The organism is Streptomyces phaeoluteigriseus (genome assembly GCF_001896135.2).
GTDB classification, from domain to species: domain Bacteria; phylum Actinomycetota; class Actinomycetes; order Streptomycetales; family Streptomycetaceae; genus Streptomyces; species Streptomyces phaeoluteigriseus.
The window spans coordinates 187,746-209,684 of the sequence record NZ_MPOH02000002.1 but is presented as its reverse complement, the minus strand read 5'-3'; the positions used below and the strand labels follow the sequence as shown (position 1 = coordinate 209,684).

General features: G+C 73.6%; 18 protein-coding genes and 5 pseudogenes. 12 read left to right on the top strand and 11 right to left on the bottom strand.

Features of this window, described 5'->3' with window-relative positions; genetic code table 11:
- The first annotated feature begins 173 nt into the window (after nucleotides 1–173).
- The 5 genes and pseudogenes from BM536_RS01530 to BM536_RS01510 all read left to right on the top strand — a co-directional run bounded on the left by BM536_RS01530 (nucleotide 174) and on the right by BM536_RS01510 (nucleotide 4,673).
- Nucleotides 174–1,073: an STAS domain-containing protein gene (locus BM536_RS01530; protein ID WP_094102393.1), complete on the top strand. Its 900-nt coding sequence runs from the start codon at nucleotides 174–176 to the stop codon at nucleotides 1,071–1,073.
- Nucleotides 1,070–1,486 carry an STAS domain-containing protein gene (locus BM536_RS01525; RefSeq protein ID WP_073493466.1) on the top strand — a complete coding sequence of 139 codons (417 nt, stop codon included), beginning with the start codon at nucleotides 1,070–1,072 and terminating at the stop codon, nucleotides 1,484–1,486. The genes BM536_RS01530 and BM536_RS01525 overlap by 4 nt, the downstream gene beginning before the upstream one ends.
- A pseudogene (locus BM536_RS01520) lies at nucleotides 1,483–1,925 on the top strand (anti-sigma regulatory factor). Before BM536_RS01525 ends, BM536_RS01520 begins: the two are co-directional and overlap by 4 nt.
- Nucleotides 1,925–2,967: pseudogene (locus BM536_RS01515) on the top strand (anti-sigma regulatory factor). The pseudogenes BM536_RS01520 and BM536_RS01515 overlap by 1 nt, the downstream one beginning before the upstream one ends.
- Nucleotides 2,964–4,673 carry a PP2C family protein-serine/threonine phosphatase gene (locus BM536_RS01510; RefSeq protein WP_094102392.1) on the top strand — a complete coding sequence of 570 codons (1,710 nt, stop codon included), beginning with the start codon at nucleotides 2,964–2,966 and terminating at the stop codon, nucleotides 4,671–4,673. The pseudogene BM536_RS01515 and the gene BM536_RS01510 overlap by 4 nt, the downstream one beginning before the upstream one ends.
- A 21-nt stretch (nucleotides 4,674–4,694) precedes the next feature.
- On the opposite strand, the gene BM536_RS01505 is transcribed toward BM536_RS01510, so the two are convergent.
- Nucleotides 4,695–5,138 carry a MarR family winged helix-turn-helix transcriptional regulator gene (locus BM536_RS01505; RefSeq protein ID WP_094102423.1) on the bottom strand — a complete coding sequence of 148 codons (444 nt, stop codon included), beginning with the start codon at nucleotides 5,136–5,138 and terminating at the stop codon, nucleotides 4,695–4,697.
- Nucleotides 5,139–5,415: 277 nt separating this feature from the next.
- On the opposite strand from BM536_RS01505, the pseudogene BM536_RS01500 reads away from it, so the two are divergent.
- Together BM536_RS01500 and BM536_RS01495 are read left to right on the top strand one after the other, a co-directional pair.
- Nucleotides 5,416–6,794, top strand: a pseudogene (locus BM536_RS01500) (NAD(P)/FAD-dependent oxidoreductase).
- Between the two features lie 23 nt (nucleotides 6,795–6,817).
- On the top strand, nucleotides 6,818–9,061 hold the full coding sequence (locus BM536_RS01495; protein WP_245873217.1) for an FUSC family protein: 2,244 nt from the start codon (nucleotides 6,818–6,820) through the stop codon (nucleotides 9,059–9,061).
- 236 nt (nucleotides 9,062–9,297) lie between these two features.
- Here BM536_RS01495 and BM536_RS01490 read toward each other — a convergent pair whose 3' ends face one another.
- From BM536_RS01490 to BM536_RS01470, 5 genes are all read right to left on the bottom strand, one after another.
- Nucleotides 9,298–9,729 (bottom strand): hypothetical protein, encoded by a 432-nt coding sequence (locus BM536_RS01490; RefSeq protein ID WP_073493484.1) that lies wholly within the window; start codon nucleotides 9,727–9,729, stop codon nucleotides 9,298–9,300.
- 29 nt (nucleotides 9,730–9,758) lie between these two features.
- The gene (locus BM536_RS01485; RefSeq protein WP_094102391.1) at nucleotides 9,759–10,598 is read right to left on the bottom strand and encodes a DUF1206 domain-containing protein; all 840 of its coding nucleotides are present in this window, start codon (nucleotides 10,596–10,598) and stop codon (nucleotides 9,759–9,761) included.
- An 80-nt stretch (nucleotides 10,599–10,678) separates the two neighbouring features.
- Entirely contained in the window at nucleotides 10,679–10,930 is a 252-nt protein-coding gene (locus BM536_RS01480) for a DUF5133 domain-containing protein (protein ID WP_094102390.1), read from the bottom strand.
- 57 nt (nucleotides 10,931–10,987) lie between these two features.
- The gene (locus BM536_RS01475) at nucleotides 10,988–11,827 is read right to left on the bottom strand and encodes a SigB/SigF/SigG family RNA polymerase sigma factor (RefSeq protein ID WP_073493470.1); all 840 of its coding nucleotides are present in this window, start codon (nucleotides 11,825–11,827) and stop codon (nucleotides 10,988–10,990) included.
- A 214-nt stretch (nucleotides 11,828–12,041) separates the two neighbouring features.
- A complete protein-coding gene (locus BM536_RS01470) occupies nucleotides 12,042–12,437 on the bottom strand; it encodes an ATP-binding protein (RefSeq protein ID WP_094102421.1) in 396 nt (131 codons plus the stop codon).
- A 396-nt stretch (nucleotides 12,438–12,833) separates the two neighbouring features.
- Here BM536_RS01470 and BM536_RS01465 point away from each other — a divergent pair, with 396 nt between their 5' ends.
- The 3 genes from BM536_RS01465 (at nucleotide 12,834) to BM536_RS01455 (ending at nucleotide 15,373) form a co-directional block, all read left to right on the top strand.
- Nucleotides 12,834–13,055: a hypothetical protein gene (locus BM536_RS01465; RefSeq protein ID WP_073493472.1), complete on the top strand. Its 222-nt coding sequence runs from the start codon at nucleotides 12,834–12,836 to the stop codon at nucleotides 13,053–13,055.
- A gap of 56 nt (nucleotides 13,056–13,111) precedes the next feature.
- The gene (locus BM536_RS01460) at nucleotides 13,112–14,590 is read left to right on the top strand and encodes an aminotransferase class I/II-fold pyridoxal phosphate-dependent enzyme (protein WP_073493474.1); all 1,479 of its coding nucleotides are present in this window, start codon (nucleotides 13,112–13,114) and stop codon (nucleotides 14,588–14,590) included.
- Nucleotides 14,591–14,917: 327 nt separating this feature from the next.
- The gene (locus BM536_RS01455) at nucleotides 14,918–15,373 is read left to right on the top strand and encodes a cyclic nucleotide-binding domain-containing protein (protein ID WP_073493476.1); all 456 of its coding nucleotides are present in this window, start codon (nucleotides 14,918–14,920) and stop codon (nucleotides 15,371–15,373) included.
- Between the two features lie 9 nt (nucleotides 15,374–15,382).
- Here BM536_RS01455 and BM536_RS01450 read toward each other — a convergent pair whose 3' ends face one another.
- Together BM536_RS01450 and BM536_RS01445 are read right to left on the bottom strand one after the other, a co-directional pair.
- Nucleotides 15,383–16,708, bottom strand: a complete 1,326-nt coding sequence (locus BM536_RS01450) for an MFS transporter (protein ID WP_094102389.1) — start codon at nucleotides 16,706–16,708, stop codon at nucleotides 15,383–15,385.
- 90 nt (nucleotides 16,709–16,798) lie between these two features.
- A complete protein-coding gene (locus BM536_RS01445; RefSeq protein WP_073493485.1) occupies nucleotides 16,799–17,416 on the bottom strand; it encodes a LysE/ArgO family amino acid transporter in 618 nt (205 codons plus the stop codon).
- 69 nt (nucleotides 17,417–17,485) lie between these two features.
- On the opposite strand from BM536_RS01445, the gene BM536_RS01440 reads away from it, so the two are divergent.
- Nucleotides 17,486–18,385 (top strand): LysR family transcriptional regulator ArgP, encoded by a 900-nt coding sequence (locus tag BM536_RS01440; RefSeq protein WP_094102388.1) that lies wholly within the window; start codon nucleotides 17,486–17,488, stop codon nucleotides 18,383–18,385.
- Nucleotides 18,386–18,515: 130 nt separating this feature from the next.
- Entirely contained in the window at nucleotides 18,516–18,770 is a 255-nt protein-coding gene (locus BM536_RS01435) for a WhiB family transcriptional regulator (protein ID WP_073493479.1), read from the top strand.
- A gap of 63 nt (nucleotides 18,771–18,833) precedes the next feature.
- Here BM536_RS01435 and BM536_RS42195 read toward each other — a convergent pair.
- The 3 genes and pseudogenes from BM536_RS42195 to BM536_RS01425 form a co-directional block, all read right to left on the bottom strand.
- Nucleotides 18,834–19,226 (bottom strand): annotated as a pseudogene (locus BM536_RS42195) (DUF6098 family protein); the annotation flags it as partial.
- A 150-nt stretch (nucleotides 19,227–19,376) separates the two neighbouring features.
- Nucleotides 19,377–21,214: pseudogene (locus BM536_RS01430) on the bottom strand (sensor histidine kinase); the annotation flags it as partial.
- Entirely contained in the window at nucleotides 21,211–21,906 is a 696-nt protein-coding gene (locus tag BM536_RS01425; RefSeq protein WP_073493481.1) for a response regulator transcription factor, read from the bottom strand. The gene BM536_RS01425 and the pseudogene BM536_RS01430, both read right to left, overlap by 4 nt.
- Nucleotides 21,907–21,939: the final 33 nt, after the last annotated feature.

The window sequence follows — 21,939 nt, the reverse complement described above, 5'->3', positions numbered from 1 at the left end:
TGCGACAGTTGCCATTTGACAACTGTGCGGGGCGGGCAAGAGAGTGAGCGGGGCGGGTGACAGGCTCCGCCGCACAGGTGTCGCGGCGCAGGTCCGGCCGCCACGGAGGTCGAACGCCGTTCCACCGGCCGGGGCCCGTGGACGGCGGCAGGACACAGACGAGGAGTGAGGCAGTGCCGGAGCACGAAGCGGCCGCACCGCACGGAAGCCCGACGGACGAGGTCGGGACCTTCCTGAACCGCCGCCGGGAGCAGATCGCCCAGCGCTGGGCCGACGAACCCCTGTTCCGAGCGGTGTTCACCGTCTCGCGCGACGAGGCGGTGGAAGCGGGCCGGAGCGTCGTCGACGCCCTCGCCCAGGTCGCCGCCTCCGGGCGGGTGGAGGATTCCGACAGCGCCGGGTTCACGGTCGTGCGCGAGCAGTTGGCGCGGATGGCGGCCGCCCGTTCGCGGTCCGGGCTGTCCAGCGCACAGGTCTCCAGCGAGGTGGACGCGCTGCGGGCGCCCGTGGTGAACCTGCTCGTCGCCGACCTGCCGGACGCGCCGGCGGACCGTGTCCGGGAGTCCACGGAGGCCCTGACGGTCCTGATGGGCACCCTGCGGCTGGTCGTGATGGAGACCGCGCTCACGGAGGTGCAGTCCCTCATCGACCGGCAGCAGATGCAGTTGCTGGAAGTCGCCACGCCGGTCATCAAGCTCTGGGACGGCATCGTCGCCGTACCGCTCATCGGCACGCTCGACAGCGCGCGCAGCCAGGTCGTGATGGAGACCCTGCTGGAGGCGGTCGTCGACCAGCAGGCCCGGTACGCGATCCTCGACATCACCGGCGTGCCGACGGTCGACTCGCTGGTCGCGCAGCACCTGATGAAGACCGTCGCGGCGGTACGGCTGATGGGCGCGGAGTGCGTCGTCTCGGGCATCCGGCCCGCGATCGCGCAGACCATCGTCCACCTCGGCCTCGACCTCGGCACCGTCATCACCCGGGCCGGTCTCGCCGACGCCCTGGCATGGGCCCTGCACGAGCTGGGCGCCGGCATCGTGCAGGCGACGCCCGGCGGTACGGGTCCACGGTGAACGACGACTACTCGCGTGCCGGCGGGGCCATCGTGCCGGTGCTCAGACTGGGCGACATCCTGCTGGTCACCCTTCAGGGGGAACTGCACGACGGCACGGCGGAGCAGCTCCGGCAGGACATCGTGGAGGCGATCGCCCGCAGCCGGGTGACCGGCGTGGTCATCGACATCTCCGGTGTCGAGATCGTCGACTCCTTCCTCGGGCGGGTGCTGGCAGAGATCGCGGCCAACGCCCGGCTGCTGGCCGCGCAGACCGTGGTGGCCGGAATGCGGCCCGCGGTCGCGCTCACGCTGGTGGAACTGGGCCTGACGCTGCCGGGCCTGCGGACCGCGCTGAGCACGGAGGCTGCCCTGGAACTGCTCGGGCGGGTGGACGCCACGGCGGCGCCCGGCCCTCGCCGGGAGCCTCGGTGAGCGGGACGGCCGCGGGCGTCGAGGCCCGCCTGCCGATCCGCTCCGATCTGGACCTGGTGTGGGTACGGCAGCATGTGCGGCAGGCCGCCGCAGCACTCGGCTTCGGCCTGGTGGAACAGACCAAGCTGGTCACGCCGCCAGCGAACTGGCCCGCAACACGCTTGTGTACGGCGGGGGCGGCGAGATGCGGGCGGTGCCGCTCACCGACGGCCGGGTGCAGGGGCTGCGGCTGGTGTTCTCCGACTCCGGGCCGGGCATCCCCGACGTGGAGCAGGCCCTGCGCGACGGCTTCACCTCCGGCGGGGGCCTCGGCATGGGTCTCGGCGGGGCCCGGCGGCTGGTGCACGAGTTCGCGATCGACACCACGCCCGGTACCGGTACGACGGTCACCGTGACCTCCTGGGCGACCCGGACGCCCCGGCAGCGCGAGGAACCCTGATGCCCCGGGTGTGGGACGTGCCGGTGCACGACTCGACGCGGGTGCGGGACGCACGCGTCGCCGCGGAGGAGGCCGCGGCGCTCGTCGGCCTGGACGAGGAACGTACGGCCGCCGCCGCGCTGGTGGCGACCGAACTGGCCACCAACCTCCTCAAGCACGCCCGCGGCGGGCAGCTCCTCGTCGACATGGTCCCGCCGCCCGCCGGCCGGGGCGGGGTCGTCGTACAGATAGCGGCCGTCGACCACGGCCGGGGCATGACCGACGTGCCGACCGCGTTCGGCGATGGGTTCTCCACGGCGGGCTCCCTCGGCGCCGGGCTGGGAACCTGCCGACGGGTCTGCGACGGCTTCGACCTGCACAGCGTCCCGGGGCGCGGCACGGTCGCGCTGGCCCGGCTCGGTGCCGCCGCGCGGACCGACCCCCGCGATCCGGCACCGGCGCGGGCCGGCGGGGTGAACATCCCCTTCGCCCGCGCCACGTGCTCGGGGGACGCCTGGACCTGGGTGCGGGCCGGTGACCTGCTGACCCTGATGCTCGCCGACGGGCTGGGCCACGGCCCCGAGCGGCCCGCGCCTCCACGGCGGCCGTGGACGAGGCGCACCGCAGCGCCCATCTCCCGCCCGCCGAGATCCTGCACCGCCTGGACACCGCGCTGCGCGGCACCCGGGGCGCCGCGGTCGCGGTGGCCCAGCTCGACGTACCGTCCGAGCGCTTGCGGTTCGCCGGGATCGGCAACGTGGGAGCGCGGCTGCTCGAGGGTGACACCTGGCGTCATCTGCTCTCCCGGCCCGGCATCGTGGGCGCGCACAGTCCCACGAGGCTGCCGGAGACCGTGGTGCCGTGGGCGGCCGACCGCCTGCTGGTCCTGCACAGCGACGGGCTGCCCAGCCGCTGGGCACCGCCCGCGGACCTCCGGCCGGCGGCGGCCGACCCCGCGGTGAGCGCGGCGGTGATCGTGCGCGACACCAGCAGTTCCGCCCGCCCGGTGCGTGACGACACCGCCGTGGCCGTCCTGTCCCCGACCCCGCCGGACCGCCCATGATGCGCACCTGGCAGATCACGACCGTCACCGACGCGGCGCGCGCCCGGATCGCCGCCGCGCGGCTGGCCGCCGCCTACGGCGTCGCGCCGCTGGAGCGGACCCGGCTGGCGACCGCGCTCAGCGGCCGGCTGCGCCAGTGCCTGACCAAGGGCGGCGGCTGGCGGCTCGGCCTGGAGGCCGGCCACGGCCACCTGCGTGTCGAGGTCGCCCCGCTGCCCGCCACCGCGGAGCCGCCGTGGCACCTCACCGTGCCCTGCCCCGAGCCGGCCGATCCCGCGGTGTCCGCCGGGGTGGCGGACGACACCGATGTCCTCGCGGAGGCCCTCCTGGGCGCCGACGAGGACACCGCCGTGGTGCTGGACCGGCTCGCCGAACAGGAGGAGCTGGTCGCCTTCCACCGGGAGGAGCTGCACCAGACCAACCAGGGCGTGCTGGCGCTGCACGCCGAGCTGGACGCGGCCGGACGAGCCCAGCGCGAGGCGTTCGCGGCGGAACGCGCGGCCCGCCAGGAGGCGGAGCGCGCCCGGCGCAGGCTGACCTTCCTCGCGGACGCCAGCGCGGTGCTGACGGCGTCCCTCAACCACGAGGAGATCGTGCGCCGGCTGCCCGAGCTGCTGGTGCCCGAGTACGCGCGCACGGTCGACATCTGGTTGTTCGACTCCGAGGGCGACCCGCAGTCGCCCGCTCCGCGCCCGGCGGCCGCGGTGGTCGCCGCCCGGACCAGCCGCCCCCAGTACGCCGCCGACCACCCCGGCGGGTTGCCCGGCGTCGACGACCAGCCGCCGTCGGCGCTGCATCCCGACCGGCCGCTGCTGTGCGTCCCGCTGCCGACGCGACGCGCGCCCCTGGGCGTGTTGACGCTGACCCCGCCGGGCGAGCGCTGGGACCCGGACGACGCCGTCATGCTGATCGAACTGACCCGGCGGGCCAGCATCGCGCTCGACAACGCGCGCCGCTTCGAGCACAACCGGGACATCGCCGAGACGCTGCAGCGCGCCCTGCTGACCGATCTGCCCACCACGCCCGGCCTGCGCCTGGCGGCCCGCTATCTGCCGGCGACGTACGGGCTGAACATCGGCGGCGACTGGTACGACGCGTTCCGGCAGCCCGACGGCAGCCTGATCACCGTCATCGGCGACGTGACCGGGCACGGACTGCACGCGGCCGTCATGATGAGCCAACTGCGCACCGCGCTGCGAGCCTACGCCGTCGACGGCGGCAGCCCCGGCATGCTGCTGACCCGGCTGCACACCTTCCTGCACCACCTTCAGCCCGATCTGTACGCCACCGCCGTCATCGCCCGATTCCAGCCCGGCGAGCCGGTGCTGACGTGGGCGGCCGCCGGGCATCCGCCGCCGGTGCTGCGCGACCCGGACGGCCGGGTGCGCACGCTGGACGCCAAGCCGGGGGCCATGCTGGGCATCCCGCTGCACCAGGAGATCGCCGACCACACCGTGCCCCTGGTGCCCGGCTCGACGCTGGCGCTGTACACCGACGGCCTGGTGGAGCGGCGCGCCCAGGGCATAGACCCGGGCATCGACCGGCTCGCGGGGGCGCTCGGTTCCTTCGGCACCGGTGAGCTGGACACGGACCTCGACGGCGCGGCCGAGCGCATCCTGGACCCGATGCTGAGCGACTCCGAACGCGACGACGACGTGTGCCTGCTGCTGTGCCACATCGACAGCGGGACGGTGCGGGCGGGCTGAGGGTCGGTCGCCGACGGCCCGTCAGTCAGCGGGCGCCGTCGGCCGGTGGTGGGCGGTGTGCGCCTGCTGGAAGCCGGACAGGCCCTGTTCCAGGGCGGTGCGCCGCGCCGGGGTCATCGCTTCGAGGACCGTCGCCAGGCGGTGGACGCGCCGCTCGGTGACGTCCGTGAGGACACGCTGTCCGTAGGAGGTCAGCACGAGCCGCACCTCGCGCCGGTTGTGCGGCTGGACGCCGCGTTCGAGCAGGCCGGCCGCCTCCAGCCGGTCGCAGAGGCGGCTCGCGGTGGGCAGGCCCACACCGAGCCGCTCGGCCAGGGCGGTCAGGTTCAGCTCCGGGGTGTGCCGCACGGGTGCGCAGGGCCAGCAGTTGGCGGGCGGCAGCCGGGGCGTGGCCTCCTCCGCCGTCGCGAGCCAGTCGGCCACGAGGCTCTCCACCGCGTCGACGACCCTCCTGGCCTGCGCCACCCGGCTCTCCCGCCGGTCGTCGTCGGAGCCCCCGCGCACTCCACACCCGCTGCCCTCCGGCCACCGCACTTGTCGTGTACGTCGGGCCTACCCGAAGGACAAGGGCGTACACGGGTCGTTGTGCGGGTACCACGGGGCCTCAGGAGAAACGTTCGTCTGCATGCTCCGTCCGGCTGGCGCAACCGCTCCGGTCGCGGTGGGATCGACGGTGTGCGAAAGGGCCGTCGGCGGGCACCCGCACCACGTCGAGGCAGACCGCCCGGAGCCGCAGAAAGGGATGGACATCGTGACACGACCAGGATCCTGGTGGTGGGAGCGGGCTTCGCGGGAGTGGGGTGCGTTCGGCGTCTGGAACGCAAACTCGCCGCCGCGGAGGCCGACGTCACCCTGGTGACACCGTTCGCCTACCAGCTCTATCTGCCGCTGCTGCCGCAGGTCGCCTCCGGGGTGCTGACGCCCCAGTCGATCGCGCTGTCGCTGCGCCGCAGCAAGAAGTACCGCACCCGCATCATCCCGGGTGGCGCCATCGGCGTGGACCTCAAGTCGAAAGTCTGTGTCATCCGCACCATCACCGACGAGATCGTGAACGAGCCGTACGACTACATCGTGCTCGCTCCCGGCAGTGTCACCCGCACCTTCGACATCCCGGGGCTGACCGACCACGCCTTCGGGATGAAGACGCTCGCGGAGGCGGCCTACATCCGCGACCACGTCATCACCCAGCTCGACCTCGCCGACGCCAGCAACGACCCCGCCGAGCGGGCGGCCCGGCTCCAGTTCGTGGTGGTCGGCGGCGGCTACGCCGGCACCGAGACCGCGGCCTGCCTCCAGTTGCTGACCCACAACGCGGTCAAGCGCTACCCGAGGCTGGACCCGAGCCTGATCAAGTGGCACCTGATCGACATCGCCCCGAAGCTGATGCCGGAACTCGGCGACAAGCTCGGCCGCAGCGCGCAGGAGGTGCTGCGCAGGCGGGGCATCGAGGTGTCGCTGGGGGTGTCCATCGCCAAGGCCGGACCGCAGGAGGTCACCTTCACCGACGGCCGGGTGGTGCCGACCCACACGCTGATCTGGACGGCCGGTGTCGTGGCGAGCCCGCTGATCGCCACGCTCGGTGCGGAGACGGTCCGCGGCCGGCTCTCCGTCACCTCGCACATGGACCTGCCCGGCCACGACGGGGTGTTCGCGCTCGGCGACGCGGCGGCCGTCCCCGACGAGGCCAAGGGCGAGGAGGGCGCCGTCTGCCCGCCGACCGCCCAGCACGCGATGCGGCAGGCCAAGGTCGCCGCCGACAACGTCATCGCGCACCTGCGCGGCCAGTCGACGCGGCCGTACGCGCACAAGGATCTGGGGCTGGTCGTCGATCTCGGTGGCACCGACGCCGTGTCCAAGCCGCTCGGCATCGAACTGCGCGGGCTGCCCGCGCAGGCGGTGGCCCGCGGCTACCACTGGGCGGCGCTGCGCACGGGCGTGGCCAAGGCGCGCGTGCTGACGAACTGGACGCTCAACGCGGTCGCGGGCGACGATTTCGTCCGCACCGGCTTCCAGGCCAGGCGGCCCGCCAAGCTGAAGGACTTCGAGTACACCGACACCTATCTGACGCCCGAGCAGGTGCGGGCGCAGGTGGAGGGCGGGCGCCCGGAGGCCGCCGGCTGAGTCGGGCGGGAGAGTACGGCGGCGTGAAGGCGGCGGCACGGGCGTGGGCGGCAGGGGTGCGGGACCGGGTCAGGGCATCCGATCCCGGGTTGCTGCGGCTCGCGGCCGGGCTGCGCACGGTCGGCGCGATCACCCTCACGCTGGCCGTGCTCTCCCTGTCGGACGCGGACGTCACGCATCTGGTTGCGGGGGCCATCGCGGCGATGGTCGCCACGTTCGCCGTCCGGGAGAAGCAGCGCGGCCCGCAGGCGGTCACCCTCGCGCTGGGGCTGCCGGTGGCGCTGGCCTCGGTGTCCCTCGCGGCGCTGCTGAGCGCGCACGTGGTGGCCGGTGACCTCGTCTTCGTCGTGCTCATCTTCTGCGCGGTGTACGGGCGCCGGTTCGGCGACCGGGGCACCGCGCTCGGCCTGATCGGCTTCCAGGTCTACTTCCTGTCCCTCTTCGTGGGCGCCACGCGGCACATCCTGCCCGGACTCTGGGGGGTCCTCGCCGTCGCCTTCGCGTGCAGCGCGCTGGCCCGGTTCGTGCTGGTGCCGCAGACGCCGACGGGGATCCTGCTGCGGCTGCGGCAGGCCTTCAGGGCGCGGCTCGCGCAACTGCTGGACGCCCAGCTCGAGCTGCTCGACGCCGGTCCGCAGGAGGTGGAGAAGGCACTGGCGCACGTCCGTACGGGCACGGCCCGGCTGCACGAGACGGCCATGCTGATCCACGGCCGGCTGGAGGAGGGCACCCCGGACGAGGTGACGGCCCGGCTGGTGCAGCGCCGCGTCGCCGACGCGGAGATCGCCGCCGAGCGGCTGGGACTGCTCCTGCTGACGGCACGCAGCGCCGAACGGGCCGACACGCTGACCCTGCATCTGCCGGGCGCACCCGTTCCCGAGGGCGGCCGGCTGCCCGTGCGGGAGGAGTCGACGGACGTGCTCCGCCGCGACCTGCGGGCGCTGCGCCTGCTGGTACGGCATCCCGTCGGCGACGGCACGGGGTCGGCGCAGATCCGCAACCGACTGCTCGGCTACCGCGACGAGGAGAACCTGCCGCCCGCCTCACCGGCCGTGCGGGACGTCTTCCGGGGGGTCGGTGAGAGCGCCCGGGCGGTGCTCGGACTGCGGATCGCGCTCGACGGGCCGCAGGACGAGTCCGACGACAGCCCCGAGACCGCCCGCTCCCGGGAGGAGCTGGACGCGGAGGACGCGGCCATCGGCGGATCGGAGGCCGAGGAGGAGAGCGCGCCGCAGCCCACGGGCCTGCGGCGGCCGACCACCCGGGCGGCCGTCCAGGTCTCGGTCGGCTCGGCGCTGGCCATCGTCGGCGGCGAGCTGCTGTCCACCCACCGCTGGTACTGGGCGGTGCTGACCTGCTGGATCGTGTTCATCAACACCGCGTCCACCGGGGAGATCCTGGTCAAGGGGTACCGGCGGCTGCTCGGCACCGCGCTCGGCGTCATCGCGGGCATCGGGCTCGCGGGACTGGTCGGCCACCACACGTGGACGGCGTTCGCCGTGGTGCTGCTGTGCGTGTTCGCGATGTTCTACACCGCGCCGCTGTCGTACACGCTGATGTCGTTCTTCGTCACCGCCGCGCTGGGCGTGCTGTACACGCTGCTGCACACCTACAGCCTGGAGGTGCTGGTCCTGCGGGTGGAGGAGACGGCGCTGGGGGTGGCCTGCGGGGTGGTCGCGGCGGCGCTGGTCCTGCCGGTGCGCACCGACCGGCGGACGGACGAGCTGCTCACCACCGTCCTCGACCGGCTGACCGACGTCACCGGGGCCGCCGTGGAACAGCTCAGCGGCGGGCCGCCGACCGAGCTGCTCGACCGCGCCCGGGAGCTGGACCAGGCCCTGTCCGACCTGCGCTCCGCGACCCAGCCGCTGACGCACCCGGTCACCCCCCTGCGGACCCGGCGGGACACCGCCCAGTACGTCGTCGCCCTGCTGGAGACCTGCGCCTACCACGCCAGGTCGCTCGCGGCCACGGCCGAGCTGCTGCCGACCCACCCGTCCATCGCGGCAGACCCCCGGCTGCGCGGCGCCGGGCAGCGCATCCTGCACAACATCGCCGCCATCGCCGCACGCGTCGCCGACGACGGCGGCACCGCCGAGGTCCGCACCGGCCCGAGCGTCGCCTCGCTCCTCACCCCGGGCACCCCCGGCACCCCCCGCTACGGCCGCGTCACCGACCGCGTCCTACGGCACCTGCAACGCCTGGACGAAGCGGTGGCCGGGCTGGCCCGGCCGCTGGGGGTTCCGGTGTCGTCGCCGGGGAAGTGAGGCGGTCGGGGGGCCGGAGTGACGAGCGTCTTCCGGCCAGGGGCCGCCAGGACCCGGTGTGCCGAGCAGGAGGAGCAGGGCCGCCGGACCCGCTAGCCGGGGAGCCACGCACGGGCGAGACGGGGCGTCGGCCGCAGGAGCGGGCCGACGGATGAGGAGCACCGGGCCCGGTGGCGTCGGTCGGGACCCCGTGGGATGCGGTCGGCGCCCGGGGTGGTCTTCCGCGGTGGACCGTGTCAGAAGTCCGTCGGCAGGCCGCTCGCCGCCGCGATGCCGCGAAGCTCCTCCGTGTCGTTCTGGCGCTGCTGGATGCAGCCGGCGATCTCGGCGAGGCGGTCCGGGTCGGATGCGGTCACCGCGTCGGTGACCACGCGGACCGGGCCGGTGCCGTCGACCTGGATCTCGACGAGCTGGTTGTCCAGCCGGCCGGTGACGGCCGTGGCGATGACCAGGGCGGCCTCGTCGCGGATCTTCTGGGGCAGCTCCTCGGTCTCCTGGGGATCGAGGGCGAAGTCGACGGTCTCGGCGGATCGTTCGTCGAGGGCGCGCAGGGCGGGCGCGACGACCTTGAGCAGCATCGCGAAGTCCTCGCTGTCCATGCGGACGCGCAGGAGGTCGAGGTACATGTCCACGGGCCGTCCGTCCGGCGGGAACTCGGATTCGTTCATCTCCCCCGGGTTCCCCACCGACGGCATGTTCAGACCTTCCGCCAGCGTGCCATCGCGAAGGAGAACACCCCGAAGAGCACCAGACCGGCCGCGACGCAGGCCAGCAGCCCCGGCCCGGCGGACGTCTCGGCGAAGGAGCGCAGGGTGTCGTCGAGTCCCTTGGCCCGGTCGGGCTCGTAGTCGACGGCCGCGCGTACGGCGAAGCCGCCCGCCGCCGCGAACACCAGCCCGCGCGCCACTCCCCCGGCCACACCGGTGACGTCCACCAGGCGGCGTACCCGCGGGGACATCTGCTCGAGCCGCAGCTTGTCCCGGTACTTGCGGAGCAGGGCCCGGCCGCCGATCCAGATTCCGCCGACGACGATCCCGGCACCGGCCAGGGCGACGATCCACCGGCCCGCGGGAAGTTCGAGCACCCGGGCGGTGACGTCGCGGGACTGCTCGTCGCTCGACCCGCCCCCGTCGCCCGATCCCGCGGCGAAGGCGAGGACGGAGTAGGCGACGAAGGAGTAGAAGGCGCAGCGGGCGAGCGCCATCAGGCGCTTCTTCGCCTTGCGGCCGTCCGGTCCGACCGAGCCGAAGACCACCTCGGACAGCCGCCACAGCGCCATGCCGACCAGGCCGATGCCCAGGGCCCAGAGCATGACGGAGCCGAAGGGCCTGCCGGCTATCTCCGCGAGGGCACCCTGCCGGTCGGCCTGCCGCGTCTTGTTGTCGCCGAAGGCGATCTGGAGGGCCAGCGCCCCGACCAACAGGTAGATCACTCCGCGTGCGGCCAGCCCGGCCCGCGCGGCTCCTCTCGTGCCCGATCCCCGCGCCGCGCGCCCGGCCTCGATACGGCCGCTGCGCGCCAGGGCACTCGCGTTCATGTCAACCTCCTGGAAGAGTCCCGGGAACCCTGATGCCCCGGCTTCGGCACCGCACACCCGGCGCCCGAGGGCCCGGCCTGTCAGGCGTACACGCGGGACTCGTCGTGCGTGGTGCGGCGGGTCGTGGCGTCGGCGGCGGTGGCCGCGGAGAGCCAGCTCCGGGCCACCTCGAGGGCCCGGGTGACCTCACGGGTACCGGTGGAGACGCACAGCGTGTACGCGAGGTCCTGCGCCCGCGTGTCGGCCGCGGCGGATCCGGTCGATCCGGTCGCCGTCACAGCCTCGTACTCGTCGACGAGGGTGCGCAGGACGGCAGGATGAGGCATCAGCATCAATTGGCTCCTTGTCGGAAACGGTGGGGTGGGGTGCGTACGGTTCTCGGGGCCGGCTCAGCCGCGGTCGCCCGGTCGGCCCATGGCCTCCTGGCGTACCTGGGCGCAGCTGCGGCTGATGAGCCGGGAGACGTGCATCTGGGAGATGCCGAGCCGGTCGGCGATGCGGCTCTGCGTCATGTCCTCGAAGAAGCGCATGTAGAGGATGGCCCGCTCGCGTTCCGGCAGCCGGCGCAGGCTCTCCTTGGCGGACTCGCGGTCGACCACGATGTCGAAGGAGTCATCGGGTCCGCCGAGGGTGTCCACGAGGCTGTAGCCGTCGTCGCCTGCGGGGAGTTCGGCGTCCAGCGACAGGGTGCTGAAGCTCTCCAGGGCCTCGATCCCCGCGGCGACCTCGTCCTCGGTGAGGCCGGTGTGGGCGGCGAGGTCGGCGGTCGACGGCTCGGGGGCACCGGGCGTCTGGGCCAGTTCGCGCCGGGCCACGCGTACCTTGTTGCGCAGTTCCTGCACCCGGCGGGGCACCCGCAGGGCCCACATCCGGTCCCGGAAGTGCCGCTTGATCTCGCCGGTGATGGTGGGGACGGCGTAGCTCTCGAAGGCCCCGCGTTCCGGGTCGAAGCGGTCGACGGCCTTCACCAGGCCGAGTGCCGCCACCTGCCGGAGGTCCTCGATGGACTCACCGCGGTCGCGGAAGCGGCCGGCGATCCGGTGGGCCATGGGCAGCCAGGCGGTGACGATCTTGTCCCGCACGGCGTCCCGCTCCGGTCCCTCCTCCATCGTGGTCAGCCGGACGAAGAGGCGTGCGGTGTCGGGAGCGTCGTCGTGGGGCCGACGCGAGTGGCCGGGGGCGTTCGAGGCTGACGTGGCGGGACGGCTGGTCGGCGTGTCGATGAGCATGCGGAATCGCTCCTGAGCGGTCGTGTCAGGGGGGGAATGACCACGGGAGGGCTGCTGTCGTCCGGGGCACAGGGAGCGCCCCGGAGCGGTCATACCGCTCCCGTCGGCGCGCCTCCGGTCCGAAGCACGAACCTCCGTCTGCCCTGCGCCCGGAGGAACAAACTCCGGTGGCGGGAAAGTTGTGCGGCGGGCGGTGCGGGCAGGTCGGGTCGGGTCAGGCCACGGGTACTACGGCGGTGATCCGCTTGCCGCCGGACGGCAGCCCGGACACCCGGACGTCGCAGGCCAGCCGGCAGACGATCGGCCAGCCCCGGCCGCCGGTGCGGCGCCGCCCCTGGTCGTCGAGCGGGTCGCTGACGACGGGCAGCCGGTCGCTGCGGTCGCTCACGGAGACGCGTACGGCCGACCCGTCGACGTCCACGTCGAAGTCGGTGATGCCGCCCCCGTGCAGGATGGCGTTGGTCGTGAGTTCCGAGGCGACGAGCAGGGCGTCGGAGAGGGTCTCCTCGTCGTACGGACCGCCGGTGGTCCGGCCTCGCCCGGCGACGGCGCGGCGTATGGCACCGCGGACGTCGGAGGGCCGGCACGGGCCGTACCCGTGACAGTGCACCGGGGCCGGCGCGTCGGCGCGTCCGGTCCCGTCCGTGCGGTCTGGGGGATCAGTCCCGTCGGCGCGGTCGCAGTCACTGCGGTCTATGAGATGAGTCCGATCGAAACGGTCAGTGCGGTCGATGGGACGAGTCCCGTCGGTGCTGTGTTCTGTGCGGTCGCTCCAGTGGTTCGCGTTCGCGCGCATTCCTTTCGCTCTCCTGACGTCTTCGACTGGTCGGTGGACCCTCTCGCCCGCCGGACGGCACGGCCCTCTCTCTCCGGCTGGCCCCCGGGAGCCCCGCCAAACCTGCCTTTCCGGGCATTCGACAACATCTGGAGAGGCCGTCTACGCAAGCCAGGGGATCGACGGCGAAGACCGGGTCATCGTCCGGCCTGGCGGGGGTAGGCGGAGTGCATGACGGATGTCGTGGACTCGGACGAACTGTTGCGGCGCATCCAGCGCGCCAGGGCCGGCGCACGAGAGGAACTGCGGACCCTGCGGTCCCGGAGCGAGGATCTCGGGCGCACCGATCCGGACGCGGCGCGCGAGGCGCACGTCCGGGGCCTGGCCTACGAGGCGGTGCTCGACGTACTGGACGAGATCGTGGCCCCCGGGCAGCATGCGGAGCCCGCCTGACGGGCTTTCGGCGAACGACGGGCTTGACCGGCGGCAGGGCGGGAACCAGGACCCGCATGGCAGTCGATCACACCCGCGCACCCGTACTGGAAGCCCTCACCGAGCATCACCGACAGGGCCGCCTGGCCTTCTCGCCACCCGGGCACAAGCAGGCGCGCGGCGCCGACCCCGACGTACGGGCGGTGCTGGGGGACGCGGTGTTCCTCGGTGACGTACTGGCGTCGGGCGGGCTCGACGACCGGCTCACCCGGGGCCGGGTCCTGGAACGCGCCGAGGAGCTGATGGCGGACGCGGTCCACGCCGAGCACACCTTCTTCACGACGTGCGGGAGTTCCCTGTCGGTGAAGGCGGCGATGCTGTCGGTGGCCGGGCCGCACGAGAAGCTGCTGATCGGGCGGGACGCGCACAAGGCGGTGGTGTCGGGCCTGATCCTGGCCGGGATCGAACCCGTGTGGGTGGAGCCGCAGTGGGACGCCGAACGGCATCTGGCACATCCGCCGTCCGCCGCCGCGTTCGAGAAGGCCTTCGAGATCCACCCCGACGCGAAGGGCGCCCTGGTCACCAGCCCCACGCCGTACGGCGCCTGCGCGGACCTGCGGGCGATCGCCGAGGTCTGTCACCGCCGCTCGCTGCCGCTCGTCGTCGACGAGGCGTGGGGCGCGCACCTGCCCTTCCATCCGGAGCTGCCGTCCTGGGCGATGGACGCGGGCGCCGACATCTGCGTCACCAGCGTCCACAAGATGGGCAGCGGTCTGGAACAGGGGTCGGTGTTCCACCTCCAGGGCGATCGGGTCCCGGTGGAGCTGCTGAAGACACGCTCGGACCTGCTCGGCACGACCAGTCCCTCGGTGCTGCTGTACGCCGGGCTCGACGGCTGGCGGCGGCAGATGTGCCTGCACGGCGAGGAGCTGATGGGCACGGCCCTGGAGCTGGCGGCCGAGGTGCGGGCGGCCGTCGAGCAGATCGACGGCATGCACGTCAACGACCGGGCGGACTTCTGCGGCCCGGGCCTCGCCGACGACTTCGATCCGCTGCCCGTCGTCATCGACCTCGACGGGCTGGGGGTCTCGGGGTTCCAGGCCGCCGACTGGCTGCACGAGCACCGGTCCGTGGACGTCCATCTGGCCGACCACCGCCGGATCAACGTCCAGATCACCCACGGCGACGACCGTGCGACGACCGGGGAGCTGCTCGCCGCCCTCAAGGACCTCGCCCGTGTCGCGCCGGACCTGCGGCCCGCGCCGCGGACGGAGATGCCGTCGCCCGCCGAGCTGCGTCTGGCGCAGGGGCTGTTGCCCCGGGACGCGTTCTTCGGTCCGGCCGAGCACGTTCCGTGGACCGAGGCGGCCGGCCGGGTCGCCGCGGAGATAATCACTCCGTATCCGCCCGGGATCCCCGTCGTCCTGCCCGGGGAGCGACTCACCGAGCCCGTGCTGCGGTATCTGCGCTCGGGGCTGGCGGCGGGCATGAACCTGCCCGACCCGACCGACCGGAAGCTCGACACGGTCAGGGTCGTCGCACGGGACGCGGAGTGATTCTGGCCGAGCGGGATCCGGGCGAGCGGGATCCGGGTGGACGGGCGGCGGGAGTGAAACAGGTCACGTGACCGGGTTGTGATGGGGTGAAAGGCACCAGAATGGTTTACGGTTCATCCAGTGGTGGCGGAGTCGAGGCCTACTCCTCCGCATACCGCATGTGGCGGCCCTGGCTGGTTTCCCCCGTCCAGCCAGGGCTTTCCCATGCCCGCGGGACAAAACCCGCGCCGCCGAGGTGCCCGCGGGGCCCGCAGCGGCTGAAATGGGCTTAGGGCACCGAGCCCCAGGGAAGATCCCGGAACCATCGCCGGCGAGGAGCCCCGCGCCATGACCAAAGCGATAAAGCTGCTGACCGCCCTCCCCCCGCCCCAACGCCAGCATCTGATGACCCTCGCCCGGGAGGTGTCCTTCCCGGAGGACACCCGCATCTTCGAGGCGGGCGGCACGGCAGACCGATTCTGGGTCATCCGCTCCGGCGCGGTCTCCCTCGACCAGCGGGTGACGTCCGTGCAGCGGGTCACCGTCGCCAGCCTCGGCGCCGGCGACCTGCTCGGCTGGTCCTGGCTGTTCCCGCCGTACCAGTGGGACTTCGGCGCGGAGGCGTTCAGCCCGGTCCGCGCCTACGAGTTCGCGGCCCAGCCGGTGCTCGACCTGTGCGAGGAGGACCCGGCGCTCGGTCTCTCCCTGGTCCGGATCGTGGCCGAGATCCTCGCCCACCGCCTGGAGACGACCCGAGGCAAACTGATGGAGCAGTACGGCATGCACCGCCGGTCGGTCATGTGACCGGCCGGGTCAGACGCGGTAGCGCCGCAGAGCCGGTACCGCGGCCGCCAGAGCCAGCATCACGGCGACGACCAGCAGGCCGCCCCCCGTCACCGCGGCGCGGGGGCCGTAGGCCGCGCCCGCCGTTCCGTGGAGTGCGTCCGCCAGGCGCGGGCCGCCCGCCACGACGACCGTGAAGACGCCCTGCATGCGGCCGCGCATCTCGTCGGTGGCCGCGGACAGCAGGATGGCTCCGCGAAAGACCATGGAGACCATGTCGGCGACGCCCGCCGCGGCCAGGAACACCACCGCGAGCCAGAGGCTGCCGCTCAGTCCGAATCCGGTGATCGCCGCACCCCAGGCGACGACGGCGCCGATCACCATCCAGCCGTGCCGGCGGGCCCGCGAGAACGTGCCGGAGAACAGCCCGCCGAGGACCGCGCCGATGGGGATGGCCGCGAAGAGCAGACCGAGCGCGAGACCCTCCCCGTACGGCGCGTAGGTCTCGGCGGCCAGTTGCGGGAAGAGGGCGCGGGGCATCCCGAGGACCATCGCGATGACGTCGGCGAGGAAGGACAGCAGCAGTACCTTGTGCCGTGCGATGTAGCGGAACCCCGCCAGGATGTCGCTCAGTCCCGCGCGCCGGGCGGCCGAGCCGTCGAGCGGCGGCAGCGCGGGCAGGCGGGCGACGGCCCACAGCGTCACGCACAGGGCTAGCGCGTCGAGCAGGTACAGCTCGGGCAGGCCGATGACGGGTATCAGCGCACCCGCGAGGAGCGGGCCCGCGACCAGGCCGGTCTGCATGACGGTCGAGCCGAGGGCGTTGGCGGCGGCCAGTTCACCGGCCGGCACGAGGCGGGCGATGGACGCGGTGCGGGCCGGCGCGTTGAGGCCGAAGAACGCCTGCTGGGTGGCGAGCAGCACCATCAGCACCGCGACCGAGTCGAGTCCCGCGGCGGCCTGGACCCAGAACAGCACGGAGGTGACGGCGATCCCGGTGTTGGTGATCAGCAGCAGTCCGCGCCGGTCCATGGTGTCGGCGACAGCACCGCCCCACAGCGCGAACACCACCATGGGCAGCAGCCCGGCGAGGCCGGCGTAGCCGACCCAGGCGGACGAGCCGGTGATGTCGTAGATCTGCTTGGGTACGGCGACGGCGGTGAGCTGGCTGCCCACGGCGGTGACGATGGTCGAGGACCACAGCCGGCGGTACGCGGGCCGGCGCAGCGGGCGGGTGTCCATCGCCCAGCGGCGCCGACCCCGCCGGGCCTCGCCCCGCGGGCCGGGACCGGACCCGGCCTCTGCTTTCGCCTCGGCGTTCGTCTCGGGTGCGTCGCTGCTCTCGCTGGTGTCCACGGACTTCCTGGTTGCTCGCTACATCTTTCTCGTCCGGGGGTCACTATGGCAGCTCCGACCGTGTCCGCGCGGGCGGCCGGCCTCCCGCGGTCACGCTCCCGCGATCAGGGTGACGCCGAGGGTGATCATGGTGGCGGCGACGAGTCCGTCCAGGACGCGCCAGGCACCGGGCCGGGTCAGGAAGCGGCCGAGCAGCCGGGCCCCGAAGCCCAGCGCGGCGAACCAGCACAGGCTGGCCGCCGCCGCCCCGAGGCCGAAGGTCCAGCGCATCGGGCCGCGATCGGCCGCGACGGTGCCGAGCAGGAAGACCGTGTCGAGGTAGACGTGCGGGTTGAGCCAGGTCATGGCGAGGCAGGTGAGGACCGCGCGCCGCCGGGAGCCGCCGGCCTCGCCCGTCGCCTCCAGGGCGCCACCCGGCTTGAACACCCGCCGGGCGGCGAGGACGCCGTAGCAGAGCAGGAAGGCGCCGCCGAGCCAGGCGACGGCGGTCAGGGCGTCCGGCCAGGCCACCACCAGCGCTCCCACCCCGGCCACGCCGAGCGTGATGAGGAGGGCGTCGGACAGGGCGCAGATCGCGACGACGGCGAGCACGGCGTCCCGGCGGATGCCCTGGCGCAGGACGAAGGCGTTCTGGGCGCCGATGGCGACGATGAGGGACAGACCGGTGCCGAAGCCGGCCGCCGCGGCGGCGAGGGAGGTGGTGGACATGGTGTCCACGCTAGGGAGCGGACAACCATGGGTCCAGCTAAAGATTCTTACGTATCATTAGCCTTCGTGATGACAGACCTCCCCCTCGACCAGGTCCGCACCCTCCTCGCCGTGGTCGACGAGGGCACCTTCGACGCCGCGGCCGCGGCGCTGCACGTGACGCCGTCGGCGGTCAGCCAGCGGGTGAAGGCGCTGGAACAGCGCACGGGCCGGGTGCTGCTGCTGCGCACCAAGCCGGTCCGCCCCACCGAGTCCGGGGAGATCGTCGTCCGGTTCGCCCGGCAGCTGGCCCGGCTCGAGCGCGACACCCGGTCGGAGCTGGGCATGAACGGCGCCGGGGAGCCGACGCGCGTGACGGTGGCGGTCAACGCCGACTCACTGGCCACCTGGTTCCTGCCCGCCCTCACGCGCGTGCCGCGGGAGCCGCCGTTCTGCTTCGAACTGCACCGGGAGGACGAGACGGTGACGGCGGAACTGCTGCGGGAGGGACTGGTGATGGCCGCGGTGACCTCCTCGCCGGACGCCGTCACCGGCTGCTCGGTCAGGTCGCTGGGCTCGATGCGCTACTTCGCCGCGGCGAGTCCGGGATTCGCCGCCGCCTTCCTCGACGGCGTGCCCCTGGGCGAGGGTCTCGCCCGGGCGCCGGTGATCACCTTCGACCGGCGCGACGACCTCCAGGACGCGTTCGTACGCCGCCTGCGGCGGGGCCCCGACGGCGCGAGCAGGCTGCGACACGCCGTGCCGACCTCGGAGGGGTTTCTCGACGCGGTGGTGGCCGGGCTCGGCTGGGGCATGGTGCCGGAGGCACAGGCCGCGGAGCTGCTGACGGACGGGCGCCTGGTCTCGCTCGTGCCGGAACGCGCCCTGGACGTCCCCCTGTTCTGGCAGCAGTGGAAGCTCGACTCCCCCGCCCTGGCGGCCGTCGCGAGCGCCGTGGCGGCGACGGCGGCGGAGACGCTGCGGAGCTGACGAACCGGCATTCCGGGCCGTCGGGGCCGCACCGGGTTGCCCGGCGGCGGTTTCACTTCGCCCCCGTCGGTGACCCGATCACGAGAAAACTCATCCGGAACCGCAACGACTTCGATCGCAGGTGACTTCGATGGACGACTGGCGACAGCGCGCCGCGTGCCGCCAAGAGGACCCGGAACTGTTCTTCCCGATCGGCACCTCGGGTCCGGCACTTCTGCAGACCGAGCAGGCAAAGGCGGTCTGCGGAGGTTGCCCGGTCCGGGCGCAGTGCCTGGAGTGGGCGCTGGAGACCGATCAGAGCCTCGGCGTCTGGGGCGGCACGAGCGAGACCGAACGGCGAGCCCTCAAGCGGCGTATCAGCAGGGCACGACAGCGCAGTTCGTGAGCCGCGCGGACGGACGGGCCGGTGCTTCACCGGCCGTCGTCGTAGCGGACCCCACTGCGCCTCCTGCCGCGCCACCTCGTCGCGCGCCGCCTCGATCACCGAGCCGTCGATCCAGCACAGTGGACGTACGTCGGTCACGAGCGGCTCGTTGTCGGGGCCCCGGCCCGTCTCGCGTCCCGCGAGGACCCAGGGGCGCACGCCTCGGCCCTTCTCGTGCGGCAGGTGCGCGTAGTCGTACAGGCGCCGGGCTACCCACAGGGTGCGGGAGCGGTCCTCCCACCAGTCCTCGACGTCGAGGGGGTTGGCGGACAGGCCGCTCATCCGGATGCCGGTGAGGTCGTCGATGCTGGACGCCACCGCCCCGAGGTCGGTCCCCGGCCCGCGGGACCAACGGACGAACAGTCCCCGCCGCCGTATGACCAGGTCGGCCAGTTCGGCCAGGGAGCGCGCGACCGGCAGGTCGTCGGACGAACTCATGGCATGACCTCCCTCTCCGCCGTCAGGACGGCCCGCGCCGTCAGGACAGCGGGGTACCCGCACGACCGGGACGAAATCAGCCCCTCCGGACGCCACTCCCGACTCAGCCGTCCCGCGGGGTCCGCGCGGCGGCAGCCTCAGGGTGAACACGCTCCCCGTGCCCGGAGTGCTCGCCGCCTGTGCGGTGCCGCCGTGCGCGGCCGTCAGGTGGCGGACGATCGACAGGCCGAGGCCGCTGCCGCCGGTGCGGCGGCTGCGCGACTTCTCGGCGCGCCAGAACCTCTCGAACACCTGCGGCAGATCCTCGGCCGCGATGCCGGTGCCGGTGTCGGCGACCTCCAGCACCACCTGTTCGCCGTCCTCGCGCGCGGACAGCGTGACCGTGCCGCCCGACGGGGTGTGGCGTACGGCGTTGGTGACGAGGTTGCCGAGCGCTTGGCGCAGCCGCACCGGATCGGCGTCCAGCCAGGGGCTCCCGTGGGTGCCGGTGCGCAGGGTGACGCCCGCGGTGTCGGCGGCGACGCGGTGGGCGGCGGCGACCTGGGCGAGGAGGTCGTCGGCGGGGACCTCCTCGCGGTGCAGGCGCAGGGTGCCGGCGTCGGCGTCGGCGAGGTCGCGCAGGTCGTCGATGACCCGTTGCAGGACGAGGGCCTCCTCGTGCAGGGCGGCGAGCAGTGCGGGGTCCGGTTCGACGAGGCCGTCGCGGGTCACCTCCAGCCAGCCCCGGATGTTGGTGAGAGGGCTGCGCAGTTCGTGGGCGACATCGCTGACCAGGGCCTTGCGCTGGGCTTCGAGGCGTTCGCGGCGCTCGGCCAGGTCGTTGAAGGCCTCCGCGAGGATGCCCGTCTCGTCGCGGGTGGTGACGGGCACGCGCGCGTGCAGCTCGGGTGGCTGCTGGGCGGCCTCGGTGAGCGCGCGCAGCGGCCGTACGAGGCGGGTGGCGACGACGGCGGTCACGGCGACGGTGACGGCGAGCACGAGTCCGGCCGCGCCGACGACCTTCGCCTTGTTGGCGGAGGACATGTCCCAGCGGGGTGCGGCGCCGTTGTTCCCGCCGCCGAGGAAGAGTTCCGCGACGGGGGCGACGTACGGGTCGAGCTGGGCGCGGCGGGCGTCGTCCAGGCAGCGCTGCGCGGCGCGCGTCGTCGCGCCGTCCCCCTTGAGGAGGAAGCCGGGTGACGGCGTCGGGGAGCGCAGGTCCGCGCCGCCGAGGCCGACGACGCCGCCGAGGGCAAGGGGCGTCGCGGGGTCCAGCCCCGCACCGGTCAGGCAGCCGCGGGCCAGCTTCTGGAGTGCGGCCAGCGCCTTCTCCTCCGTGGGCATCGCGGTGTTGAGCAGCCCGTCGGCGCACGGCTCGGGGACGTAGCCGCCCTCGACGGCGTCGTCCGTGGGGTGGAGGACCGGGCGGCCGCTGGGCGTACGGGAGACGGTCGTGTCGATGCCGTGGCGCAGGAAGCAGCTCTGCCGTTTGCGGGCCAGCGTGTCGAGCCGGGCCCGTTCACCGGCCGTGAGCCGGTAGGGGCCGACCACGCGCGGGTCCGTGCCGCTGAGCTGGGCGCCTGGTTCGCTGGAGGTGTCGGTGCGCAGCGGGTCGACGGTGGCGGCGGCGCGCGGCGGCAGGGAGGTGCCGCGGGGTGCGGAGTCGGCGATGAGGGTGCGGTCGGCGCTGGTCAGGGCGATACGCCGGCCGTCTGCGCGGACAGGGCGCGGACGGTGGCCGGTACGCCGCTCCAGTCGGGGTGGGTGGCGGCGTAGCCGCTGAGCCGGGCGAGGATGTCCATGTCGTCGGCGAGGGCCTGGCCCTGTTCCTCCCGCAGGGCGCGGGTGGTGGTGGTCACCGCCAGCCAGGCCGTCGCGGCCACGGAGCAGACGGCGATCAGGACGGACGCGATGAGGAGCCGGACGAGGAGGCGTTTGCGCAGCGGTATGCGGGTGTGGGGGCGGGGCCGGGGGCGGGGGCGTTTCACGGGCGGGTGCCGCCGAGTTTGTAGCCGACGCCGAAGACGGTCAGCAGCCGGGCGGGACGGCGCGGGTCCGCCTCGATCTTGCGACGCAGGTTCATGATGTGGACGTCGACGGCCCGTTCGGTGGAGGCGCGGTCGTAGCCGCGGGTGTACTGGAGCAACTGCCGCCGGGAGAAGACCCGTTCGGGCTCACCGGCGAGGGCGAGCAGGATCTGGAACTCGGCGGGCGTGCAGTCCACCGGCTCCCCGTCGCACCGCACCTCGTGCCGTGCAGGGTCGACGGCGATGCCGGCGGCCCGTACGACCGGGTCCTCCCGCCGGCCGGCGGCGGTTCCGCTGCGCCGCAGGACGGTGCGGATGCGGGCCATCAGCTCGCGCGGACTGTACGGCTTGGTCATGTAGTCGTCGGCGCCCAGTTCCAGGCCGAGCAGCACGTCGTCCTCCGCGGCACGGGCGGTCAGCATCAGGACGGGGATGTCGTCGTCCCGGCGGAGCACCCGGCACACCCCGAAGCCGTCGATGACCGGCAGCATGAGGTCCAGCACGACGAGGTCCGGCCGGTCGCGGCGCACCGCGTCCAGCGCGGCCGAGCCGTCGTGCACGACGGTGGCGGTGTGGCCCTCGGCGAGCAGGGAGCGGCGGATGAGTTCGGCCTGCATCGCGTCGTCCTCGGCGACCAGTACGTGTGCGCACACGCGGCGGTTCCCCCTCGTGTCGGTGGGCGGTGG

Bases quoted from the DNA above. Each gene is read 5' to 3' on its own strand.
- BM536_RS01510 (WP_094102392.1), top strand. From the start codon at position 2,964: ATGATGCGCACCTGGCAGATCACGACCGTCACCGACGCGGCGCGCGCC.
- BM536_RS01490 (WP_073493484.1), bottom strand. From the start codon at position 9,729: ATGAACGAATCCGAGTTCCCGCCGGACGGACGGCCCGTGGACATGTAC.
- BM536_RS01485 (WP_094102391.1), bottom strand. From the start codon at position 10,598: ATGAACGCGAGTGCCCTGGCGCGCAGCGGCCGTATCGAGGCCGGGCGC.
- BM536_RS01480 (WP_094102390.1), bottom strand. From the start codon at position 10,930: ATGCTGATGCCTCATCCTGCCGTCCTGCGCACCCTCGTCGACGAGTAC.
- BM536_RS01475 (WP_073493470.1), bottom strand. From the start codon at position 11,827: ATGCTCATCGACACGCCGACCAGCCGTCCCGCCACGTCAGCCTCGAAC.
- BM536_RS01465 (WP_073493472.1), top strand. From the start codon at position 12,834: ATGACGGATGTCGTGGACTCGGACGAACTGTTGCGGCGCATCCAGCGC.
- BM536_RS01460 (WP_073493474.1), top strand. From the start codon at position 13,112: ATGGCAGTCGATCACACCCGCGCACCCGTACTGGAAGCCCTCACCGAG.
- BM536_RS01455 (WP_073493476.1), top strand. From the start codon at position 14,918: ATGACCAAAGCGATAAAGCTGCTGACCGCCCTCCCCCCGCCCCAACGC.
- BM536_RS01445 (WP_073493485.1), bottom strand. From the start codon at position 17,416: ATGTCCACCACCTCCCTCGCCGCCGCGGCGGCCGGCTTCGGCACCGGT.
- BM536_RS01440 (WP_094102388.1), top strand. From the start codon at position 17,486: ATGACAGACCTCCCCCTCGACCAGGTCCGCACCCTCCTCGCCGTGGTC.
- BM536_RS01435 (WP_073493479.1), top strand. From the start codon at position 18,516: ATGGACGACTGGCGACAGCGCGCCGCGTGCCGCCAAGAGGACCCGGAA.